Origin of the sequence: Nostocoides sp., assembly GCF_037045025.1 — a bacterium.
Classification (GTDB): domain Bacteria; phylum Actinomycetota; class Actinomycetes; order Actinomycetales; family Dermatophilaceae; genus Nostocoides_A.
Map to the genome: position 1 here is coordinate 536,209 of NZ_JBAOHM010000015.1, position 18,388 is coordinate 554,596.

The window sequence follows — 18,388 nt, forward strand, 5'->3', positions numbered from 1 at the left end:
GCCCAACCTGCCTAGTGCTCCCAGTGTCGCGGTTCTCACCTAACCTCACCCCAGCGCAACCTCGCTGCGGCGGGCGGCGTCACCACTGTCGAACGTCCGGTCGGTCCGGGTCGTCACGAGGGAGCGCAACCATGGCACGCACGCACAGGAACTCGACGATATCGGTGACGTGGGCGGCGGTGGTGACCGCGACCGGCCTCGTTGTGGGCGGCGGGACGGCGGGGGCCGATCCGGCTCCCACTCCGGCAGGATCGGTGACTGTCACCGGCGCCCTCGGCCGCATCGTCGTCGACGGCCGGGAGGACCGCGCCGGACACGCGCGTGGTGAGACCCGGGCATACCTCACCATCGACAGGACCCCCGTGCCGATCGACGCGGCGCTCGCGAGCACGGTCCGCTCCGGACCGGTCGACGTCACCGTCACCGGGACCGACGTGGCCGGCCGCACCTCGCAGGACATCGCCGACCAGGTTCGCCAGGGCAGCGCGAAGATCTCCGGCTTGCGCGACGCCGGCGCCCAGCGCGCCGAGGACGTCCTCGGGACCCACCACGCCGTCATCGTTCCCGTCTATTGGACCGGCTCGGAAGAGACGCCGACCAATGGTCCGGCGGCCACGGCATACGCCAGCACCTATTGGTCCGACAACACCTTCGGCAAAGTGAAACTCGTTGTCGACAAGGCATATTCGCCGGTCAAGATCACCCCATCCGCGGATGCGATCGCAAACTGCGACGCCGAGGCCCTCTTCCGCGAGGTCGAGGATGCGATCCCGGCGCAGCCGTCCGGGGTGAAGAACCACATCATCGGTGTCCTCCCCTATACGAGCACCTGCTACTGGTCGGGCGTCGCCAGCCTCGGCGCCCACGCCGATCCGATCACCGGAACAACAAAGGGCGCCATCTTCCTCGTCAACGGCGGGGTGGCCGGGCAGACCTACGCCCACGAGTTCGGGCACAACCTCTATCTCATGCACGGCGGAGCACTGACCTGCTGGACGGATGCCGCACACACGGCCATCGTGCCGGTGTCGGATTACTGCGAGCAGGAGACCTATAACGACCCGTGGGACATCATGGGCAACCGCGCGGCGGGCGCCCTCGCCGCCGGCAACCGGTGGCGGCTCGGCGTCATCCCCGACAGCGGCCGGCAGACCGTGACCGGCGACGACACCGTGACCCTCGCGCCCGTCGCCGCCGCGAGCGGCACCCGTAGCGTCGTCTTCTACAACGGCCCCTGGCGCTACGAGATGGAATATCGCACGCCAACCGGGTATGACGACTGGATCAACAACAACACCACCACCTTGCCCGACGGCACCGTCGCGACGGTCCCGGGCGGCGGGGTCATCGTCCGGCAGTTCTATCTCCCGGACACGGAAGTGTCGGAGTATGACGTCGTCGACTTCCATGCCTCCGGATCCCTGGTGCCTCGCGATCACCACCCCGGCCTCGACGCCGGTGACTCCTACACCTTCCCCGGCGGGATGCGGATCACCGTCGAGTCCGCGACCTCGTCCGGCGCAACGGTCAGCTTCCGCAGGACGATCGAGCCCGGGGTGACCCGGTGGTACGGCGAGGACCGCTACGAGACCTCGGCGACCATCTCGCGCAACGGCTTCTATGACGCCACCGGGAAGGTGTTCCTCGCGTCCGGCTCGATCTTCACCGACGCCCTCAGCGGCGCTGGGGTGGCCTCGTGGGCCAGGGGTCCGCTGCTGCTCGTCAAGCGCGACACCCTCACCCGTCCGATCGCGCAGGAGATGGACCGGCTCACCGCCTTCGACACCACCATCTTCGGTGGACCGGCCTCGATCAGTGAGGACACCGCCTCGGTGCTGTCCTACTACGGGGACGTGCGCCGACTCGCCGGCGCCGACCGCTACGCGACCTCCGCCGCCATCTCGAAGGACTCCTTCGACCCCGGTGTCTCGGTTGCGTATGTCGCCTCCGGGCTGGTCTTCCCCGACGCGCTCTCGGGAGCTCCGGTGGCGGGCAAGAACAAGGCTCCGATGCTGCTGACCACGCCGGACACTTTGCCCTCGGTGATCTCCGCCGAGCTGCGGCGGGTCAAGCCGAAGTCGGTCGTCGTCCTCGGTGGCCCGGCATCCGTCTCGGACGCTGTTCTCGCGCAGATCAAATCGGTCACCGGCGTCACCCCCAGCCGGGTCTCTGGCGCCGACCGGTATGCCGTGTCCGCGCTGATCTCGCAGCAGAACTTCTCGTCCGGGTCGGACCTGGTCTTCGTCGCCTCGGGTGAGATCTTCACCGACGCCCTCTCCGGGGCTCCGGTTGCCGGATCGCGCAAGGCGCCGCTGTTGCTGGTTCGCGAGGACTCGATCCCTGCGGCGGTGCACACCGAGCTGCGGCGGCTCAACCCCAAGACGATGTCGTGCTCGGCGGTCCCGCCAGTGTGTCCTCGGGTGTCGCCGCGGACCTCGAGGACTACCTCGACTGACGAATCGCTCCAGGGACTCACGGAGCCTCAGCGCGTGATGCGCGGATCTACGCGGCCGCGGCCGACCCGGAACTGGAGTCGGACGCCTACGCGCGATGGTCCGCGCGCAACGCGGCCGAGGTCTTGGCGGACCTGGACTGATGCATCCCATCTGGAAGACTGAAGAACCCACTCGCTCTGGACGGAGGTGCCCATGACGGCCTTTGCGCGCCGAGCCGAACGCGTCCAGCCGTCCGCGATCCGCGAGTTCCTCTCTCTCGCAGTCGATCCGGACATCACCTCCTTCGCCGGCGGCTACCCCGACGCCTCGCTGTTCCCGGTCGACGAGCTGCACAAGGTGTATGACGAGCTGCTCACCCCCGAGAACTCCGCGGCCCTGCAGTACACCGCCTCCGAGGGGCTTCCGCAGTTGCGAGCGCTCGTCGCGGAACGCCTCACGGCTGACGGTATGCCGTGTGCTGCCGACGATGTCCTCATCACCCAGGGCGGACAGCAGGGGTCTTGACCTGACGGCCAAGCTGTTCGTTGACGCCGGGGACGTCATCGTCACCGAGCGCCCCACCTTCCTCGGGGCCCTGATCGCCTTCAATCCGTGCGAGCCGGACTACCGGTCGGTGCCGATGGACGAGGAGGGCATGGAAGTCGACGCCCTCGAGCAGGTGTTGCGGGCGACCGAGCGGGTCAAGCTGATCTACACCGTGCCGGACTATCAGAACCCGACCGGCCGGACGTTGAGTCTCGCTCGGCGACACCGCCTCGTCGAGTTGGCCGAGGAGTTCGACGTCGTGATCCTCGAAGACACGCCGTATCGCGAATTGCGTTACGAGGGTGAGCGATTGCCGACCATCAAGAGCCTCGACCGGAGCGGTCGAGTGGTGCACCTCGGCAGCTTCTCCAAAATCCTGGCGCCCGGGCTGCGGCTGGGCTGGGCCCTGGCCGCACCCGAGATCCGTGAGAAGCTCGCCCTGCTCAAGCTCGCCGCCGACACCCAGAACGGGACGCTCAACATGAGCGCTGCTGCGGCATACCTTTCCGGTTTCGACATCGAGGCGCATATCGCGTCGATGCTGCCGACCTACCGGCACAAACGGGACCTGATGCTCGCGTCGATCGCCGAGCACCTTCCCGCGGGGATCACCTGGACCCGCCCGCAGGGCGGGCTGTTCACCTGGGTCACCTTCCCGACCGGCCTGGACCTGGCGGCCTTCCAACGTGACGTCCTCATTCCCCGGGCCAAGATCATCATCGTCCCCGGCGCCTCCTTCTTCGCCACGACGCCGGAGGCCAACCACGCCCGGATGAGCTTCTCCGGCGTCCCCGACGAACGCCTCGTTGCCGGCGTGCGCGCGATGGGCGCCCTGCTGCGGGAGGTGCTGTCCGGCTGAGCGCCGGCACACCCTGGCCGGATCGGGGCAAACTGGCAGGATTGGTTCATGACGGATTCCGACCTCGCCGACCCAGCCGCCTCGGCGCCCGACCCATCGGAACCCTTCGCCATGACCTGGGGCCGCGTTGGCGGCAGCCGACTGGACGCCTTCGCCGCGTGGGCGCGGGATCGGTACGGCCGCGAGCTGGGCGACTATGCGGAACTGCACGCGTGGTCGACCGAGCACGCCGAGGAGTTCTGGGGGGCGGTGTGGGACTACTTCGCGGTCGTCACCTCCGCGCCGCACGCACAGGTGCTGACGGGCGGACCGATGCCCCATCACCGGTGGTTCGAGGGCGCCCGGCTCAACTTCGTCGACCAGATCTTCCGGCACCGGGACCTGCCGGGCGCGGCGGTAGTGTCGATCGACGAGTCGGGTCAGCGAACCGAGTTGTCCTGGAACGACCTTGAGGACCAGGCGCGGTGCTTCGCCGGCACCCTGCGCGAGCTTGGTGTCACCGCCGGCGACCGGGTCGTCGGCTACGTCACCAACGGTCCGGAGGCGATCGTCGCCTTCCTCGGCGCCGCCGCGATCGGCGCGATCTGGGCCGGTTGTGCGCCGGACTACGGCGCGGCGACCGCCGCGAGCCGGATGTCGCAACTGGAGCCGACAGTCTTGGTGACGGCGACGGCATACGACTGGGCCGGGACGACGCACGACCGCCGGGACGCTGTGGCTGAACTTGCGAGGACCCTCGACGTCGAGGTGGTCGTCGAGATCGACCGCGCCGGGCTGCGTCTGGATCCGGCGGCCCTGGCCGGCATCCGGGTGCTGCCGTATGCCGATGCTCTCGCGGGTCCTGTGCTGACCGAGACCGAGCAGGTCGCGGCCGACCACCCGCTGTGGGTGCTCTTCAGCTCGGGCACGACCGGGGTGCCGAAGGGGATCGTCCACGGGCACGCCGGCGTCGTCGCGGTGCAGCTGGCGATGCTCGCCCTGTCGATGGATCTGGGGCCCGGCGACACGATGTTCTGGTACACGACGCCGAACTGGATGATGTGGAATATCGTCGTCGCGGTGCTGGTCGCCGGCGTGCGCACGGTGACCTATGAGGGGAACCCGGTCTATCCGGACCCATCCCGGCTCTGGCGCATTGTCGCTGACGAGGGCGTGACCATGTTCGGCACCAGTCCCGGGCATTTGCAGGCGACACGCGCCGCTGGCCTTGTCCCGCAACAGGATCTCGGCACCCGTGACCTGCGCGAGATCGCGGCGACCGGCGCCCCGGTTCCCGCCGCACTCATCGACTGGGTCCGCGCGGCCGTCGGTCCACGAGTCCCGGTGCTGTCCGTGTGCGGTGGCACCGATGTCGTCAGCGCGTTCCTCGGCTGCTCGCCGTGGCTGCCGGTGTGGGACGGGGAATTGTCCGGCCCCGCCCTGGGCGTCGGGGCCCAGGCTTTCGACGCCGCCGGGCGGCCGGTGCGCGACGAAGTCGGCGAGTTGGTGATCACGACGCCCGGTCCGTCGATGCCGCTCTACTTCTGGAACGACCCGGAGCAGGCCCGCTATCTCGACACTTACTTCGACAGCTTCCCGGGAGTGTGGCGCCAGGGCGACTGGGTCACCCAGACCAGTCGGGGCAGCTTCGTCGTCCACGGCCGCTCCGACTCCACGCTCAACCGCAATGGCGTCCGGTTCGGGTCCAGCGATCTTTACGAGATTGTCGAGTCCGACCCGGCCGTCGCCGAAGCGCTGGTCCTCGGTGTCGAGCAGCCGGACGGCGGCTACCGGATGCCGATGTTCCTCGTCCCGGCGCCCGGTCACGACCTCGATGACGCCGAACTCGACCGGCTCCGCACGCGGCTGCGCACCGAGGGATCGCCTCGGCACGTGCCGGACGAGATGCACGTGGTCCGGGCGCTACCGCATACGCGCACCGGCAAGAAACTCGAGGTTCCGCTCAAACGCATTCTCCAAGGCGCCGATCCGAGCGCCGTCCTCGACCCCGGCGCCGTCGACGATCCGTCCCTGGTCGGCGACTATGTCGCGCTGGCCGAGCGGTGGCGATCCTGACGACCGCCCCGACCGCGGACCGACCCGGGCGCGCCACCGTGTACCTGATCGTCGGCCTGCCCGGCGCCGGCAAGACGACCCGCGCGAAAGCCCTCGAGCGCAGCGTTCCGGCCCTGCGACTGACCCCGGACGAATGGCAGATCATCCTCTTCGGCGAGCGCAACCCATGGACCTGCGCGACCTCGTCGAGGGCAAGCTCGTCGAGATCGGGATACGGGTGGCGCAACTCGGCACCGATGTCGTCCTCGATTTCGGGTTCTGGGGCAAGGACGAACGCTCCGCGCTGCGCTGGATCGCCGAGTCCGTTGGCGCGCAGGCCCAGGTCGTCTATCTGCCGATCGACCACGACGAGCAACGCCGGCGGGTCATCGACCGGTTCGCCGCCACCCCGGATCAGACCTTCCGAATGAGCGACGCCGAACTTCTCACCTGGAGGGCCCAGTTCCAGGTCCCCGACGAGGCCGAGCTTCGGGGTGACGAGATCCCCGCCGTGCCGCCTGGCTATCGGACCTGGTCGCAGTGGGCTTCGAGCCGGTGGCCTTCCCTGGCGGATCGGTAGTCAGCCGAGTGACGTGCCGCTCCACGGCGATCACGTCGGAGGTGCGTGGTGCCCGGCGAACTCGCGTTGCGGGCAGCAGGGTGCGCGGACTACCGTCCCCCTCGGCCAGCAGTCCTGCTGGGCGCGAGTGTGAGGGGAGACCGATATGCCGTGGCCCCGGCGCCTGCACTCGATTCCGACGCGCGTCAACGCCCTGGCACTGCGGCTGGCGGGTCGTCATGCGGCCCTTGCGGATCTCGAGCATGTCGGGCGGACGACCGGCACGGTGCGGCATACGCCGCTTCGGGCATTTCGTCGCGGCGACGTCGTCGTCATCGGGGCGAACTTCGGCCGCGAATCGGATTGGGTGAAGAACGTCCTCGCCGCCGGACGCGCGCGGATCCGCCTCCAGGGCGAGGACGTCATCGTGATCGAGCCGCGGCTGGCCACCCTGGCCGAAGCGAGCCATTTGTTCCCGCGGTGGTTCGCCTTCGGCCTGCGCCATGTCGTGCGCACCGAACACTGCCTGGTATGCCGGGTGGCCCACCCCCCGGCTTAAGTACTCGACAGGGGCAGTTGCCCGACGACATGGGACGTCATCTCGGGTGCGACTGGGCTCATCCTCCCGAATTCGCGCCACCGAAGTCCGATCGGCCGCCACCCTGTGGCCCTGGCCGATGCCATTGCCGCAGCCACCCTCACAGGTCGAGAACCAGCGTGAGTGCCTCGTCGACCCGGCGCATCTCGTCGAGAGTCAGCGCGCCGGCGCGCTCTGAGAGGCGCACCAGATCGACCGTCGCGAGTTGATCGCACATGACCAGGGTCTCCCGGCCGTCGATCATGACCGCCGGCCGGAAACTGGTCGGGTGTGCCCGCGTGCTCGTGAACGCGACGATCCAGGTGCTCACGGTGAGCCAGTCGGGCGTCAGCACGACGGCATACCGGCGCCCCTTTTGCTCGTGGCCCTTGCCGCGCGTTGGGAGCCGGTAAACCTCACCCCTCATGGAGAGCTGCGAGATCCGCACGGATGGCACGGATCTCGGCGAGGTCGCTCGGGTCGGCGGCGATGGCCCGGGCCTCGGCGGCGGCGAGTTGCCGGCGTTCGTCGCGTTGCATTGCGGCCAACGCCGACAGGATCACCTGGTCCGCGCTTTGAGGTCGCGCCGCTCCGATCGAGCGGAGCAGATCGCGCGTGCCCGTCCGCACCTTCACGGTCGTGGTCTCGGCGCTCATGGCACGGAATCTACTTCGGGTATATTGGGTCGCGCTGGAGCGCGCGGCCTCGCGGCCCGGTTCAGCCCTGAGCGGGACGACATCGGTGAAGAATGCGTCCCTATGTCCCACTACTCGAGCGCCGGCCGGTGGGGAGCCGAGCATGGCCCGCCCTGGTTTCGTCGGATGCTCGACCGGGAACGTCCCGTGGCGTTCATCGCCATGCTCGTCCTGGTGACGGTGATGCTGACCCTCTTCCTGGGAGTCGGACTGCTCGTCACGGCCATCCCGCGGCTGGGGACGCTGGGGCGCGTGTTCGTCGGCGCCTGCTTCCTCCTGCCCGCGTGCGGATCCCTCTTCCTGGTGGCGGAGACGATCACCCGCTGGTGGTGGAGTCGCCGACGACCCGGAGCTGCGGTGCTGGGTGTCGCGCCGTCCGGCGCGGCGGCCACCGTCGTCCCCCGGTCCGGCGCGGCCCTGATCGGGCCCACGGTCATGGCCGCGTCGATGTTCGCCTTCACGGTCCTGCTGGCGGTGCGCGCTCGGCCGGTGCCCTGGCTGGCGGCGCTGATCGCCTTGGGCGCGCTGGCCCTCGTGACGCGGTTGCTGCCGATCCTGTTGGGGCATGCCCGAGCCGGTGGGCTTTACCTGACTCCGTCCGGCGTGGAGCATCGCTACGGTGTCTGCACCACCGAGGTGCCGTGGGACTCCCTCGTCGTCCCGGACCCTGGTCCGCCGTTTCCCTTGGCTGGACGCGCGACCGAGATCGGTGCGGTCGGTATGCCGTCCCATCAGGATGATCTGCTCGGCGCCGAGCCGCTTGGCCGCGAGCACCGCCGAGAGGCCGACGGCCCCGTCGCCGATCACGGTCACGCTCGACCCGGTCCGACCCGGCCCATGTGCGCGGCATGGTGACCGGTGAGAAAGACATCCGAGAGGGTCAGCAGGGATTTGAGCATCTCCTCGTCCTCGGTCGCCGGAGCCACCACGAGGGTGCCGTCGGCCTGCGGCCCGCGCAGCAGCTCGGCCTGGGCGGCACTGAAGAAGCCCCCGTGCAGGCAGGCGGTGTGGAAGCCGTCGCGGCAGATCGGACAGGTGTTGTCGGAGTAGGCGAATGGCCCGATGACGAAGTCGCCCGTGGCGACCGCGGACACCTCGCGCCCGGCCTCTTCGACAATCCCGATGAACTCGTGGCCCATCGGCTGGCCCTCGCTCGAGGGCGGCATCGAGTGCTAGGGGTGCAGGTCCGAGCCGCAGACGCAGGCCCGCACGACGCGCACGATGGCGTCGGTCGGTTGCTCGATGCGGGGTTCGGGGAGGTCCTCGACGCGGACGTCGCCGGGGCCGTACATGACGGTTGCACGCATGGGGTGAATGTCCTTGCTGTGATTGGGGTTGCGGGTCACTGCTTCTTGGCGATCGCCATGGCGCGGGCATACTCCTCGTCGCTCACCGGCTCGAGCCAGTTGGCGGATTCCCTCTCGTCGTCGACTTCGGGGAGGGCGAGGTGGGCCATCATCTGCCCGGAGGCCGCGCCGTGCCAGTGCTCCTCCTCAGGCGGGGTCCAGATGGTCTCGCCGGCGGTGATGACCAGGACGGTCCCGTCACGGGTGACCACGACGCCCGTGCCGTCGGTGCCATGCAGGCACTGGCCGAGCGGGTGGTGGTGCCAGTGGGTCCGGGCGCCGGGAGTGAAGCGCACGAGCGTCGCCGACATCCGAGATGGATGGGATCCGGAGTAGATCGGGGTGCCGTAAACGTCCCCCGTGAACCAGTTCTCGGGCCCTTTGAAGGTGTCCTGGACGGGGAGTTTCTCCATGGTGTCGTTCTCCTTGAGATGGTCGCGTATGACGGGTGCGGCGGCAGTTCAGGCCCGGCGCGGATCGCGGGCCCAGGCCACGGTGATCACCGTGCCGAACAGGGCTAACACGCCAAACGACTGATAGAACGCGCCCAACGCCCACGTCGCCACATAGATGCTGACGGCCACCGGCAGCAAGGGGCGCGCGATCGGCGGGACGTGCACGCGTGGACGTAGCGAGGCCACCAAACCGGGCGTCCGGCGACCCGTCTCGGGGGAGTCGAGCAGCAGCCCAACGCAGGCCAGCAACAGCACGGCCATGACGGCATACACCACGAGCCTGGCATGCGGCACGTACTGGACGATCGTGCCCGAGGCGAGCGCGCCCGCGGTCAGGCCCACCATCGGCGCCTGCGAGGTGACAGCTGTGGCCAGCCACGCGGGCTCGTGGGGAGCGGAGTCGACGATGTACGTCGTCAGGGCGCTGGACGCCATCCCGGCTCCGAGACCCATGAGGACGCGGCCGGCGACGAGGACTGCGAGTCCGGTGACGTCGAGGAGCACCAGGCATGCAGCGAGCATCACCAGCAAGGTCGCCAGCGCGGCCGGCCGACTGCCGACGACATTGGCGATGCGGCCGAGGCAGAGCAAGGCGACGACGGTCCCGCCGAAATAAGCGACCACACTCACCGACAGATCGGCGGTGGTCAGCCCGTCCTCGGCCCGGTAGATGTTGAACACCGGGATCGGGGCGGACGAGGCCGCGAACACTGCCACCAGCGAGGCCGCTGCCGTAACAAAGGCGCGGGTATGCCGTGGGCTCGCCGCGGCGGGAGCGGCGGGACGGGACACGGTGGCTCCGGGTGCTGTGGTCATGACGTCAGCCATCGTCGCCAAGCCTGGGGGGTCGGGGGAAGGCACAGGTTGTACCCCCTAGCCCGGGAATAGGCCCGGATCGGGTCAGCCCGAGGACAGGTCGGCCAGTCGTCGGGCTGTGGCGGATCCCGGCTCGGCCGTGTACACGACCACCCGCAGCCGCTCGTAGCCGATCGGCTGCAGGCTTTGGAAGTCGAGCGAGAGCCGGCCGAGGCGCGGATGGTTGATCTCGCGAGTCCCAAACTGCTGGAAGGCGACTCGGTGGCTCTGCCACGCCTCGGTGAACTCCCGGCTACGCGCGCGCAGGTCTGCCACGAGGGCCTTCAGGAGCCGGTTGCCCGGATCCCGGGCGAGGGCGGAGCGCAGGAAGAAGACCCCTTGGTCGGCCCACTCCTGCCAGTCGACGAAGAAGTCCCGGGCGCGGGGGTGAACGAAGAGGAAGGCGATCGCGTTCGGGCGCTCGGAGTTCTCGAAGTGCCACGGATAGAGGGCCCGGCCGGCCGGGTTGGCCGCGATGATTTCGGCCCGTTCGTTGTGGACGTGTGCCGGGGCGGTGCCCAGGGCTTCGAGCAGCCGGCGCAGGCTGGGCGCGATGGATTCGGCGGGCCGCTCGCCGAGGGTGGCGTCCTGCCCGGTGACCGGGATGAGAGAGGCGACATAGGCACGCTCCTGGGCGCTCAGGTGCAGCGCCTCGGCAAGCCCGTCGAGCACGGCCGCGGAAATACCGAGCACCGTTCCGCGCTCCAGGCGGGTGTAGTAGGTCTCGCTGATCAGGGCCAGCTCGGCGACCTCCTCGCGGCGCAGGCCCGGGACGCGGCGGCCTTCGCGGGGAAAGTGGCTGCCCTCGGGGACCGGGGTGGCCGCGCGCCGGGCGCGCAGGAATTCGCCCAGTTCCCGGCGCCGGCTCATCCCGAAACCCTAACGAGCGCGCGGGGTCTCTCAACGGGTGGAGGGGCGGTTGGCCGGACGCATCCGAGTGGGCGCTAGCCGCGGGTGATCTTGCCGTTCTCGATCCGCACCTGGCCCTTGCCCAGCGGACCCATCGCCCGGGCCGTCGGCGTCAGGGTGGTCACCTGGACCGCGGTGACCTGGCCGTGCACCCGCCACGTCTCTCCGGTCGGGATCACGCATTCGAGATCGACATGGGGGTTGGTGGACACGGAGAGGCCGATGGTCGAGGTGAAGGGGTAGTCGTTGGTGATGACCCAGCCGCCCCCACCGTCATTGACCGTCACGAAGCAGGCACCGCCGGTGCCGCCCCCGCTGATCCGCCGATAGGTCGCGGTGACGATGTAGTTGCCCTCCCCGGTGGCGGTGAACGTCGGGGATTTCTCGTCGGAGTATCCGGCCGCGGTCCCCGCCGGACCGGCCGATCAGGTCGCACCCGGCGCGCCGTCCGCTCCATCGGCGCCGGCCGGGCCCCTGAGGGCCTGCCGGTCCTGCCGGGCCCGCCGGCCCGGTCGCTCCCCGGTCGCCCTTGGCGGCGAGGATCTGCCAGTTGGTCCCGGGCGGGAGGCTCGTCCTCGCCTGCTGGGCCCTGGCCGGTCTCGCCCTGGCACTGATCGTCAGCCGCAAGAAGGCCAGCGCGACGGCCCGCGGCTGAGGCCCGGCGAGCTCCGGCTGCCTGGATGCTCGCTAGAGCAGGCCGATCTGCCGCAGCCACTCGGCGGCCTGGGCGCGGCTGCCTCGGACCCGCTCGCCGTTGACGGCGAGGCCGGCGGTGACTTCGCGAGCGCCGGCGCAGGCCCGCTCGTACTCGGCGCGGGCTCCACCAAGGCCGCTGACGGCATACGTGACGAACGGCGCGACCGTGATGCCACCGAAGTCGTTGGCGTCGATAAAGGTTCGCATCAGGCGCGGCGCCTCCTGCGCCCAGACGGGGGAACCGATGAGGACCGTGTCGTAGCCGGCGAGGGACGTCAACGGATTGGCGATCCCCGGGCGGGCGTCCTCGTCGAATTCGCGGACATTGCGGGCAACGGTCGCGTCATACGAGCTCGGGTAGGGATCCGCCGCCTCGAGCTTGTAGGAATCACACGCGAGCAGATCGGCCAGTAGCCGGCGAGAACCTCGGTGTTTCCCACGGTCAGATTGGTGATGGGACGTCCTGTACCGGAGCGGGTTTCGCTGCGGCTGTCATAGTTCTGGCCGGCCCGGGAGTAGAAGACGACGAGCGTTTGGCTGCGCGCGGCCGGCGGCGTCGAGGTCGACGACGGCGCTGGCCCGGGTGACGAGGTGCTGGATCCGCTCGTTGCCGGCAGACGCGTGGAGTCGTCTGCACAGCCACCGAGGACGAGCACGGCTGCGGCGCCGAGGAACCCGCGGCGGGTGCGCCGCACCTCCCCGGCCGTCCAACGTCCACCCCGGTCCACCGGGGCATTCTCTCAACGTCACACGTCCGGCTCGACTCCGTGTCGTGACGCGAGGCCAACGATGAGCACCCCGGCGACGATGATGTGCAGGCTGACCAGGACTGCCGCCGAGCCCCCCTTCGCCGAGGTCAACGGCCCCGCGAGTGATAGCGTCGCCACCGCGACGGCCAGCACGCGAAAGGTCTGCGGGAAGAATCGGGACGTCAGCCAGGCCAGCAGCCCCGCCACCGTCGTCACGAGGACGACCTGAGGCAGCCCGACGGAGTTCATGCCCGCGAGTGGCAGGCCACCGAGTAGCAACCGCCCCACGAGCCACCCGACCGCTGCCGCGAGGTCGGCGCCGAGCGTCACGGCCAGCGGCGTCCATGACCTACCGGCCGGTCGGCCGGACGCGTGCGGCTCTTGGCGGTGAATGGTCGACAGCCGCTTATTACTCATCTAAGTAATATGGGTGGTGGATGCGGGTCTGTCAAGGCACGCAGACCCCGGTCCACTCGGCCGGGCACGCAATCGGGGCCCGCGCTGTTGACAGCCGGTTGGCCGGCAATCCACTCTTTACTCGTGCAGGTAACGACTCGGCGGCGGCAGAGCGCCACCGACCGTCGCGCTCAGATCGTGCACGTAACGATCGCGACCATCGCCGAACTGGGTTACCCACGAACGTCGTTCGCCGCGATTGCAGAACGGGGCGGGTTGAGCAGCACGCGATTGATCTCCTACCACTTCGACGACCGCGCCGAGCTGATGCGCGAAGTCGCCGCGACCATCGTCAATGACCTCGGGGCCGCCGTCGCCGCCCGGATGCAACCCGCGCAATCGCCGCGGGTGGCCCTCCACGCCTATCTGCGGGCGAACATCGACTACGTCGACAGCCACCGCCCGGAGATGATCGCGCTGGCCACGCTCATGTTCGCCGGTGCGCTGGGGCCGGATGCGGCCGATGCCGGGGCGTCCACGGAACGGGCCATTGCCGGCCTGATCTCGGCCGGGACTCGGGCAGGCGAGTTCGGCCCCATCGACCCGGACATCGCCGCCCGTGTGCTCCAACGCACCGTCGAGGGAATCGCCCTCAGCGTCCACCGCGACCCCGACGTCGATCTGAGCACCCTCGGGGACGATCTGATCACCTTCGTCGAGATGGGTCTGCGCCCTCGTCACGAACGTCCCTCGCGCGACGTGTCCGGTCCATGACCCGCCAGGCCGCGGGTCACCCCTGGACGACTGTGCCGATCACCCTCACGGCGTTCGCGGTCACGGCCGCGGTCAGCGTTGCCGCGCTGCTCGATCCTGCCCTGGAGCACCTGTTGACCCGGGATGCGGCGCTCGTGCGGGCCGGGCAATGGTGGCGTCTAATCACCCCGATCCTGGTCCAGCCTGACGGCTGGGGCCAGTTCGCCTTCAATCTGGCAGGTGTGGCCGTCGTCGGCGCGGCGATCGAACGTCGCCGAGCGCCATGGCTAGTGCCGTTCCTCGTCGGTGGAGTCGCCAGCATCGCGGTGCTGACCGTATGCCGGCCGGCAGATCACGGGGGCGGCACCTCCGACTGCGTTGCGAGTCTGATCGGAGTCCTCGCGCTCACCGGCGCGCTCCGTGCCCGCCGGACGATGGGGCTGCTCGCCGCCACCGCAGGCAGCTACGGCGCCTTCTTCTGCGCCTACCTCGCCCTGCTCGAACCGCTCGGGGTATGGCCCGCGTCGATCGCCGGGGACCTGGCCGTCGCCGTCTTCCTCATCGCCCGCCGCGGCCTCGGCGCTCGCGCTGCCGGCTACGGCCTGCTCGCTCTGGTGGGCGTCACGGGTCTGGTCCTGGCTGCTCGCGTGGACAGTCACGGCATCGGCCTGCTCGTCGGTCTGCTGGTCTCTGGGGGCTATACCGTCGCAGGTGCTGGCCGAATCCGATCCGAACGACACCGGGTGGCGAACCATGCCTGAGGACACGCTCGGCTCCTGGACTTTCCGTCGCGTCACGCGAGCGGACTTTCCGCTCATCGCGAGCTGGCTCGCGCAGCCGGAGGTCCATCGCTGGTGGCAACACGAATGGACGGCAGCGGCCCTCGAACGCGACTTCGGCCCGTCGGTCGACGGCATCGAAGCCAACCAGGACTGGCTGGCCCTGCTCGACGGTCGTCCCGTCGGCCTCGTCCAACGGTCCAAGGTGGCGGAATACGCCGAGAACCTCGTGGAGTTCTCCCACCTCGGTGAGGTCCCGGACGGCGCGATCACCATCGACTACCTGCTCGGCGAAGGGCGCGCCCACGGACACGGGTCGAGCATGCTGGCGGCATTCGTCCACCGGACCTGGGCCGACGAACCGCACGCCCCGGCCATCCTCATCACGGTCGTCGCCGCCAACCATCCGTCGTGGCGGGCTCTCGAGAAGGCCGGTTTCATGATCGTCGGCCAAGGAGACGCTCCGCCCGAGAACCCCGCGGACGATCCGCTCCACTACCTGTTGCGCCTCGATCGCCCCTCGTCGTGAGTGACCCAGTCCCGGCGCAGCAGGCCGTGCACCCACGAATCCGAGATGTCACAGTTGACGATGCAGTCCTCGCGCAGCGTGCCCTCGAGCACGAAGCCGACGGCGGGGTCGAGGGGAGCGTGTCGGTACGTTTTGTGGCGAGAACCGTGCCGATCGGGTCCTCTCGACTTGGCGTTGAGAACGATGGCTCCGATGCGAATCATTGTCTGCGGCTACGCGCTCGGTTCGGGGGACAACAGACAGCCGATGCTCGACGATGCGGATATGCATTCCGCAACCCATCGGGCCGACCTGCCCGGGCCACTGCGTGACTATCTCGATGACCTCGCGACGATCGTGACCGACGCGCTGGGCCGGGATCTTCGCGGTATGTGGCTCATCGGCAGCTCCGCGCAGGGCGCCTATGAGCACGGGATCAGCGATGTCGACGTGCTTGTCGTCTCGCGCTCGCGCTGGTCCCGCCCCGATCGGGAGCGGCTCGCTGGTCGGATCGTCCATCCCGCCCTGGTGTGCCCGGCGGTCGGGCTCGAGTGTGTCTGGTATGCCGAACCTGACCTCGCGCCGCTCGGCTCACCGATCGTCTTCCAGGCCAATGTGAACGGCGGGCAGTCCCGCGAGCCGATGATCGCGCTTGAGCCGGACGGCGAGCCGCAGTGGTGGGCCCCGCTCGACCTGGCCGCCGCGCGCATGGTCGGGTTGTCCCGGATCGGACCACCGGCAGCCGACGTGATCCCCGAGATCCCGTGGCCGCGGCTGCGGCAGGCGATCGAGCAATCGCAGGCATTCCACGACGGCCCCGATTCCGGCAGCCCAAATCGGGTGCTCAACCTCGCCCGACTGATCGCGCTGGTCGAGGACGGACGCTGGCTGTCGAAACCCGCCGGGGCGCAATGGCTCAGCAGAGCCGAGCCGGGTTTCGCTCCCGCCCTCGACGAGGCACTGCGCGCCCGAGCGGAGGGCAGATGGCTGGACCCGACCCTCGCCGACGGCCTCAGCGACCGCCTGGCCCAGGGACTCGGGGCTCGGGGACGAGGGGCTCAGGGGCTCGGGGCTCAGGGACTCGGGTGAGGCGACAGTCGCTGGATCGAGCGGGATCGGCCTGACTCGAAGAGTTCGGTGAGGTGGCAGGGTTAGGCGGCTGGGCGGGGGTGGATGGTGACGTCGTAGCCGAGGGTTTGGAGTTGCCGGATGGCGTGGTCCTTGGCGCGTTCGGGGTTGGGTCGGGTGTAGTAGCCCGGGCCGGGTTCGTCGTGGAGGGCACCGGTGGTCAGCATGTTCCAGACCAGGGTCAGTAGGGTGTGCTCGATCGCGACGATGGCCTTGGGTTTGCCGCGTGATTTCGCTAGGCGGGTGTATTTGACGTGCAGGAAGGTGCCGTTGTGGCGGGGCGATCGCCAAGGCAGCGGCGCCGAGGGCGCCCTTGAGCCGTTTGTTCCCGGGGCGGGTCTTGCCGGATTCCTTCCGGCCCGCGGACTCGTGATGGCCCGGGCAGACCCCGGCCCAGGAGGCCAGGTGCCCGGCGGTGGGGAAGACGCTCATGTCGCCGCCGGTTTCGGCGATGATCACATCAGCGGTCGGGATCGCGATCCCGAGGATGGAGGTGATCAGCTCCCGGGCGGAACGAAACGGGACCATCAGCTGCTCGATCCGGTCGGTGAGTGTGGTGATCGCCGCGGTGTGCTGGTCGATCAGGGTGGCGTGGACCTCGACCAGGAAGGCGTGGTGATGGGTGAACCGGCCCGTTAACGCTCGGGTCAGGTCGGGGATCTTCGAGCGCAGCTGCCGGACCGAGAGGTCGGCCAGCACGGCGGGGTCGCGTTCCCCGGCGACCATCGCAGCCAGGATCTTGCGCCCGGAGACCCCGCTGATGTCGGTGGCGACCACGGACTGTTTGATCCCGGCGTCCTCGAGGACCTCGAGCAGCGGGCCGGGGTCTATCCCGGGGCGACCACACACTTCTTCGGCAGCCGTGACGAGCTGATCGACGCTGTCTTCGGCCACCTCTTCGCGCTCGACCACGAGGCAGCGCTCGCGCAGGTGCCCCCGGACTGGGCCGCGGTCACCGACCCACCCGCCCTGCGGGCAATGCTGCGCGATGGCGTCCAGGGCCTGCGCGGCGCCCGCCGCGAGGCGCTCGCGCGCTACGCGCTCGTCGTGTATGCCGCTCAGCAGCCCCGCCTGCAAGCCAGCCTCGCGCGGTGGCGTGACGACATCGTCCGCGCGAGCGCGCCCGTGTTCGCTGCCCTCGGAGCGAGTGATGCCGAGCTGGCCGCGCGAGTCTATGTGGCCGGGGCGGACGGCATACTGCTGCATGTGTTTTCGGCGCCGTCGGGTGACCTGGATGCGCGCCTCGACGCGGTACTGGACGCACTGATCGACGCCGCGCTAACCATTTCCGTCGGGACGCGACCACGACGGCCGCGCCGCTCGGCCGGACGTGGTTAGGCCAGCGTCGGTGACCTATGTCGAGACCCGCCGCTGAACTGGCAAATTCGCCCCCACGACTAACGGGGCTGGGGCAAGCCCCGTTAGTTAGAGCATGTCTGTCAAGTGTCGGGGTCCCCGCGAAGTATCGGAGCGACTGGGTCCCACGCTCTGCGTGGGCAGGAGCGAGGGTCCCGCGCTCTGCGTGGGCGAACTTCGTGTGGGGTGACTAGAGCCGCAAGCTCCAGCGTTGGCCTACGAGGTCCTGCCCGAAACTGTGGTGCCGGTCCTCCTCGGTCAGCGTGAAGCCAGCCTCCTCATACAACCGCCGGGCCGAGACGAGGACGTCGTTCGTCCAGAGCGTCAGGCGGCGAAAGCCTGCCGCGCGGGCGAAGTCGGCGCAGTGCTCGATGAGTTGCCCCCCGACCCCCCGGCCGCGGGCGGCCGGCGTCACCAGGAGGGTGCGCAACTGCGCCGTCCCGGGCTCGTCACCGGGAACGCAGAAGATACACCCAGCCCGCTCGCCGTTCACGTCGGCGATCCAGCCCGCCTGACCGGCCCGCTGCGGGTCGCGACCAAAATCCGCCATGATCTGCGCGACCAGCGCCTCGAAGGTGATATCCCAGCCGTACTCGTCGGCATACATCCGGCCGTGCTCCATGACGACCCAGCCGAGGTCGCCAGGCACACCGGCGGGGCGGATGCGGACCTCGTCGGGCGGGGCGGTCGTTGTCACCCCCCTGACCCTACGAGAGCCATCGCGTGGCCTCACGGCGACCGGCGCCCCGGAAG

25 protein-coding genes and 1 pseudogene are annotated in these 18,388 nt (G+C 69.5%); 13 read left to right on the forward strand and 13 right to left on the reverse strand.

Annotated elements, in window-relative coordinates; all coding sequences use genetic code 11:
- Nucleotides 1–131: 131 nt before the first annotated feature.
- The 6 genes from V9G19_RS21595 to V9G19_RS21620 all read left to right on the forward strand — a co-directional run bounded on the left by V9G19_RS21595 (nt 132) and on the right by V9G19_RS21620 (nt 6,992).
- Nucleotides 132–2,618: a cell wall-binding repeat-containing protein gene (locus V9G19_RS21595; protein ID WP_462287454.1), complete on the forward strand. Its 2,487-nt coding sequence runs from the start codon at nt 132–134 to the stop codon at nt 2,616–2,618.
- 30 nt (nt 2,619–2,648) lie between these two features.
- Nucleotides 2,649–2,960: a hypothetical protein gene (locus V9G19_RS21600; protein WP_462287455.1), complete on the forward strand. Its 312-nt coding sequence runs from the start codon at nt 2,649–2,651 to the stop codon at nt 2,958–2,960.
- Nucleotides 2,923–3,840, forward strand: a complete 918-nt coding sequence (locus V9G19_RS21605; protein WP_462287456.1) for an aminotransferase-like domain-containing protein — start codon at nt 2,923–2,925, stop codon at nt 3,838–3,840. The genes V9G19_RS21600 and V9G19_RS21605 overlap by 38 nt, the downstream gene beginning before the upstream one ends.
- Before the next feature lie 48 nt (nt 3,841–3,888).
- Nucleotides 3,889–5,895 carry an acetoacetate--CoA ligase gene (locus tag V9G19_RS21610; protein WP_462287457.1) on the forward strand — a complete coding sequence of 669 codons (2,007 nt, stop codon included), beginning with the start codon at nt 3,889–3,891 and terminating at the stop codon, nt 5,893–5,895.
- Nucleotides 5,896–6,061: 166 nt separating this feature from the next.
- Complete coding sequence (locus V9G19_RS21615) at nt 6,062–6,454, forward strand: P-loop nucleotide/nucleoside kinase family protein (RefSeq protein ID WP_462287458.1); 393 nt, start codon at nt 6,062–6,064, stop codon at nt 6,452–6,454.
- A gap of 145 nt (nt 6,455–6,599) precedes the next feature.
- Nucleotides 6,600–6,992 carry a nitroreductase family deazaflavin-dependent oxidoreductase gene (locus V9G19_RS21620; RefSeq protein ID WP_462287459.1) on the forward strand — a complete coding sequence of 131 codons (393 nt, stop codon included), beginning with the start codon at nt 6,600–6,602 and terminating at the stop codon, nt 6,990–6,992.
- A gap of 139 nt (nt 6,993–7,131) precedes the next feature.
- Here V9G19_RS21620 and V9G19_RS21625 read toward each other — a convergent pair whose 3' ends face one another.
- Nucleotides 7,132–7,437, reverse strand: coding sequence for a type II toxin-antitoxin system PemK/MazF family toxin (locus V9G19_RS21625; protein ID WP_462287460.1), 306 nt, complete (start codon nt 7,435–7,437; stop codon nt 7,132–7,134).
- Nucleotides 7,427–7,666, reverse strand: coding sequence for a hypothetical protein (locus V9G19_RS21630; protein WP_462287461.1), 240 nt, complete (start codon nt 7,664–7,666; stop codon nt 7,427–7,429). The genes V9G19_RS21625 and V9G19_RS21630 overlap by 11 nt, the downstream gene beginning before the upstream one ends.
- A 102-nt stretch (nt 7,667–7,768) precedes the next feature.
- Here V9G19_RS21630 and V9G19_RS21635 point away from each other — a divergent pair, with 102 nt between their 5' ends.
- Nucleotides 7,769–8,560: a hypothetical protein gene (locus V9G19_RS21635; protein ID WP_462287462.1), complete on the forward strand. Its 792-nt coding sequence runs from the start codon at nt 7,769–7,771 to the stop codon at nt 8,558–8,560.
- Here V9G19_RS21635 and V9G19_RS21640 read toward each other — a convergent pair.
- The 8 genes from V9G19_RS21640 to V9G19_RS21675 form a co-directional block, all read right to left on the reverse strand.
- On the reverse strand, nt 8,515–8,871 hold the full coding sequence (locus V9G19_RS21640; RefSeq protein WP_462287463.1) for an alcohol dehydrogenase catalytic domain-containing protein: 357 nt from the start codon (nt 8,869–8,871) through the stop codon (nt 8,515–8,517). The two genes, V9G19_RS21635 and V9G19_RS21640, sit on opposite strands and share 46 nt — an antisense overlap.
- 6 nt (nt 8,872–8,877) lie before the next feature.
- A complete protein-coding gene (locus V9G19_RS21645; protein WP_462287464.1) occupies nt 8,878–9,012 on the reverse strand; it encodes a hypothetical protein in 135 nt (44 codons plus the stop codon).
- Nucleotides 9,013–9,047: 35 nt separating this feature from the next.
- Entirely contained in the window at nt 9,048–9,464 is a 417-nt protein-coding gene (locus V9G19_RS21650; protein WP_462287465.1) for a (R)-mandelonitrile lyase, read from the reverse strand.
- 48 nt (nt 9,465–9,512) lie between these two features.
- Nucleotides 9,513–10,322 carry an MFS transporter gene (locus tag V9G19_RS21655; protein ID WP_462287466.1) on the reverse strand — a complete coding sequence of 270 codons (810 nt, stop codon included), beginning with the start codon at nt 10,320–10,322 and terminating at the stop codon, nt 9,513–9,515.
- Nucleotides 10,323–10,406: 84 nt separating this feature from the next.
- On the reverse strand, nt 10,407–11,231 hold the full coding sequence (locus tag V9G19_RS21660) for a helix-turn-helix domain-containing protein (protein WP_462287467.1): 825 nt from the start codon (nt 11,229–11,231) through the stop codon (nt 10,407–10,409).
- A gap of 74 nt (nt 11,232–11,305) precedes the next feature.
- The gene (locus V9G19_RS21665) at nt 11,306–11,557 is read right to left on the reverse strand and encodes a hypothetical protein (protein WP_462287468.1); all 252 of its coding nucleotides are present in this window, start codon (nt 11,555–11,557) and stop codon (nt 11,306–11,308) included.
- A 400-nt stretch (nt 11,558–11,957) separates the two neighbouring features.
- Complete coding sequence (locus V9G19_RS21670; RefSeq protein WP_462287620.1) at nt 11,958–12,377, reverse strand: flavodoxin; 420 nt, start codon at nt 12,375–12,377, stop codon at nt 11,958–11,960.
- 335 nt (nt 12,378–12,712) lie between these two features.
- A complete protein-coding gene (locus V9G19_RS21675; RefSeq protein ID WP_462287469.1) occupies nt 12,713–13,132 on the reverse strand; it encodes a DUF6069 family protein in 420 nt (139 codons plus the stop codon).
- A 177-nt stretch (nt 13,133–13,309) separates the two neighbouring features.
- Between V9G19_RS21675 and V9G19_RS21680 the strand changes: the two genes are divergently transcribed.
- The 4 genes from V9G19_RS21680 to V9G19_RS21695 all read left to right on the forward strand — a co-directional run bounded on the left by V9G19_RS21680 (nt 13,310) and on the right by V9G19_RS21695 (nt 16,240).
- Entirely contained in the window at nt 13,310–13,885 is a 576-nt protein-coding gene (locus V9G19_RS21680) for a TetR/AcrR family transcriptional regulator (RefSeq protein ID WP_462287470.1), read from the forward strand.
- A complete protein-coding gene (locus tag V9G19_RS21685; RefSeq protein WP_462287471.1) occupies nt 13,882–14,625 on the forward strand; it encodes a rhomboid family intramembrane serine protease in 744 nt (247 codons plus the stop codon). Before V9G19_RS21680 ends, V9G19_RS21685 begins: the two co-directional genes overlap by 4 nt.
- A complete protein-coding gene (locus tag V9G19_RS21690; RefSeq protein ID WP_462287472.1) occupies nt 14,618–15,172 on the forward strand; it encodes a GNAT family N-acetyltransferase in 555 nt (184 codons plus the stop codon). The genes V9G19_RS21685 and V9G19_RS21690 overlap by 8 nt, the downstream gene beginning before the upstream one ends.
- 264 nt (nt 15,173–15,436) lie before the next feature.
- Nucleotides 15,437–16,240, forward strand: coding sequence for an aminoglycoside adenylyltransferase domain-containing protein (locus tag V9G19_RS21695; RefSeq protein ID WP_462287473.1), 804 nt, complete (start codon nt 15,437–15,439; stop codon nt 16,238–16,240).
- A 62-nt stretch (nt 16,241–16,302) separates the two neighbouring features.
- On the opposite strand, the gene V9G19_RS21700 is transcribed toward V9G19_RS21695, so the two are convergent.
- Complete coding sequence (locus tag V9G19_RS21700; protein ID WP_462287474.1) at nt 16,303–16,446, reverse strand: hypothetical protein; 144 nt, start codon at nt 16,444–16,446, stop codon at nt 16,303–16,305.
- A gap of 172 nt (nt 16,447–16,618) precedes the next feature.
- Nucleotides 16,619–16,738: pseudogene (locus tag V9G19_RS21705) on the reverse strand (transposase); the annotation flags it as partial.
- Between V9G19_RS21705 and V9G19_RS21710 the strand changes: the two are divergent.
- Together V9G19_RS21710 and V9G19_RS21715 are read left to right on the forward strand one after the other, a co-directional pair.
- Nucleotides 16,685–16,918, forward strand: a complete 234-nt coding sequence (locus V9G19_RS21710) for a hypothetical protein (protein WP_462287475.1) — start codon at nt 16,685–16,687, stop codon at nt 16,916–16,918. The pseudogene V9G19_RS21705 and the gene V9G19_RS21710 overlap by 54 nt on opposite strands.
- A gap of 291 nt (nt 16,919–17,209) precedes the next feature.
- Nucleotides 17,210–17,617, forward strand: coding sequence for a hypothetical protein (locus V9G19_RS21715; protein WP_462287476.1), 408 nt, complete (start codon nt 17,210–17,212; stop codon nt 17,615–17,617).
- Between the two features lie 208 nt (nt 17,618–17,825).
- Here the strand turns inward: V9G19_RS21715 and V9G19_RS21720 are convergent, their stop codons facing one another.
- Complete coding sequence (locus tag V9G19_RS21720) at nt 17,826–18,332, reverse strand: GNAT family N-acetyltransferase (RefSeq protein ID WP_462287477.1); 507 nt, start codon at nt 18,330–18,332, stop codon at nt 17,826–17,828.
- Nucleotides 18,333–18,388 lie beyond the last annotated feature (56 nt).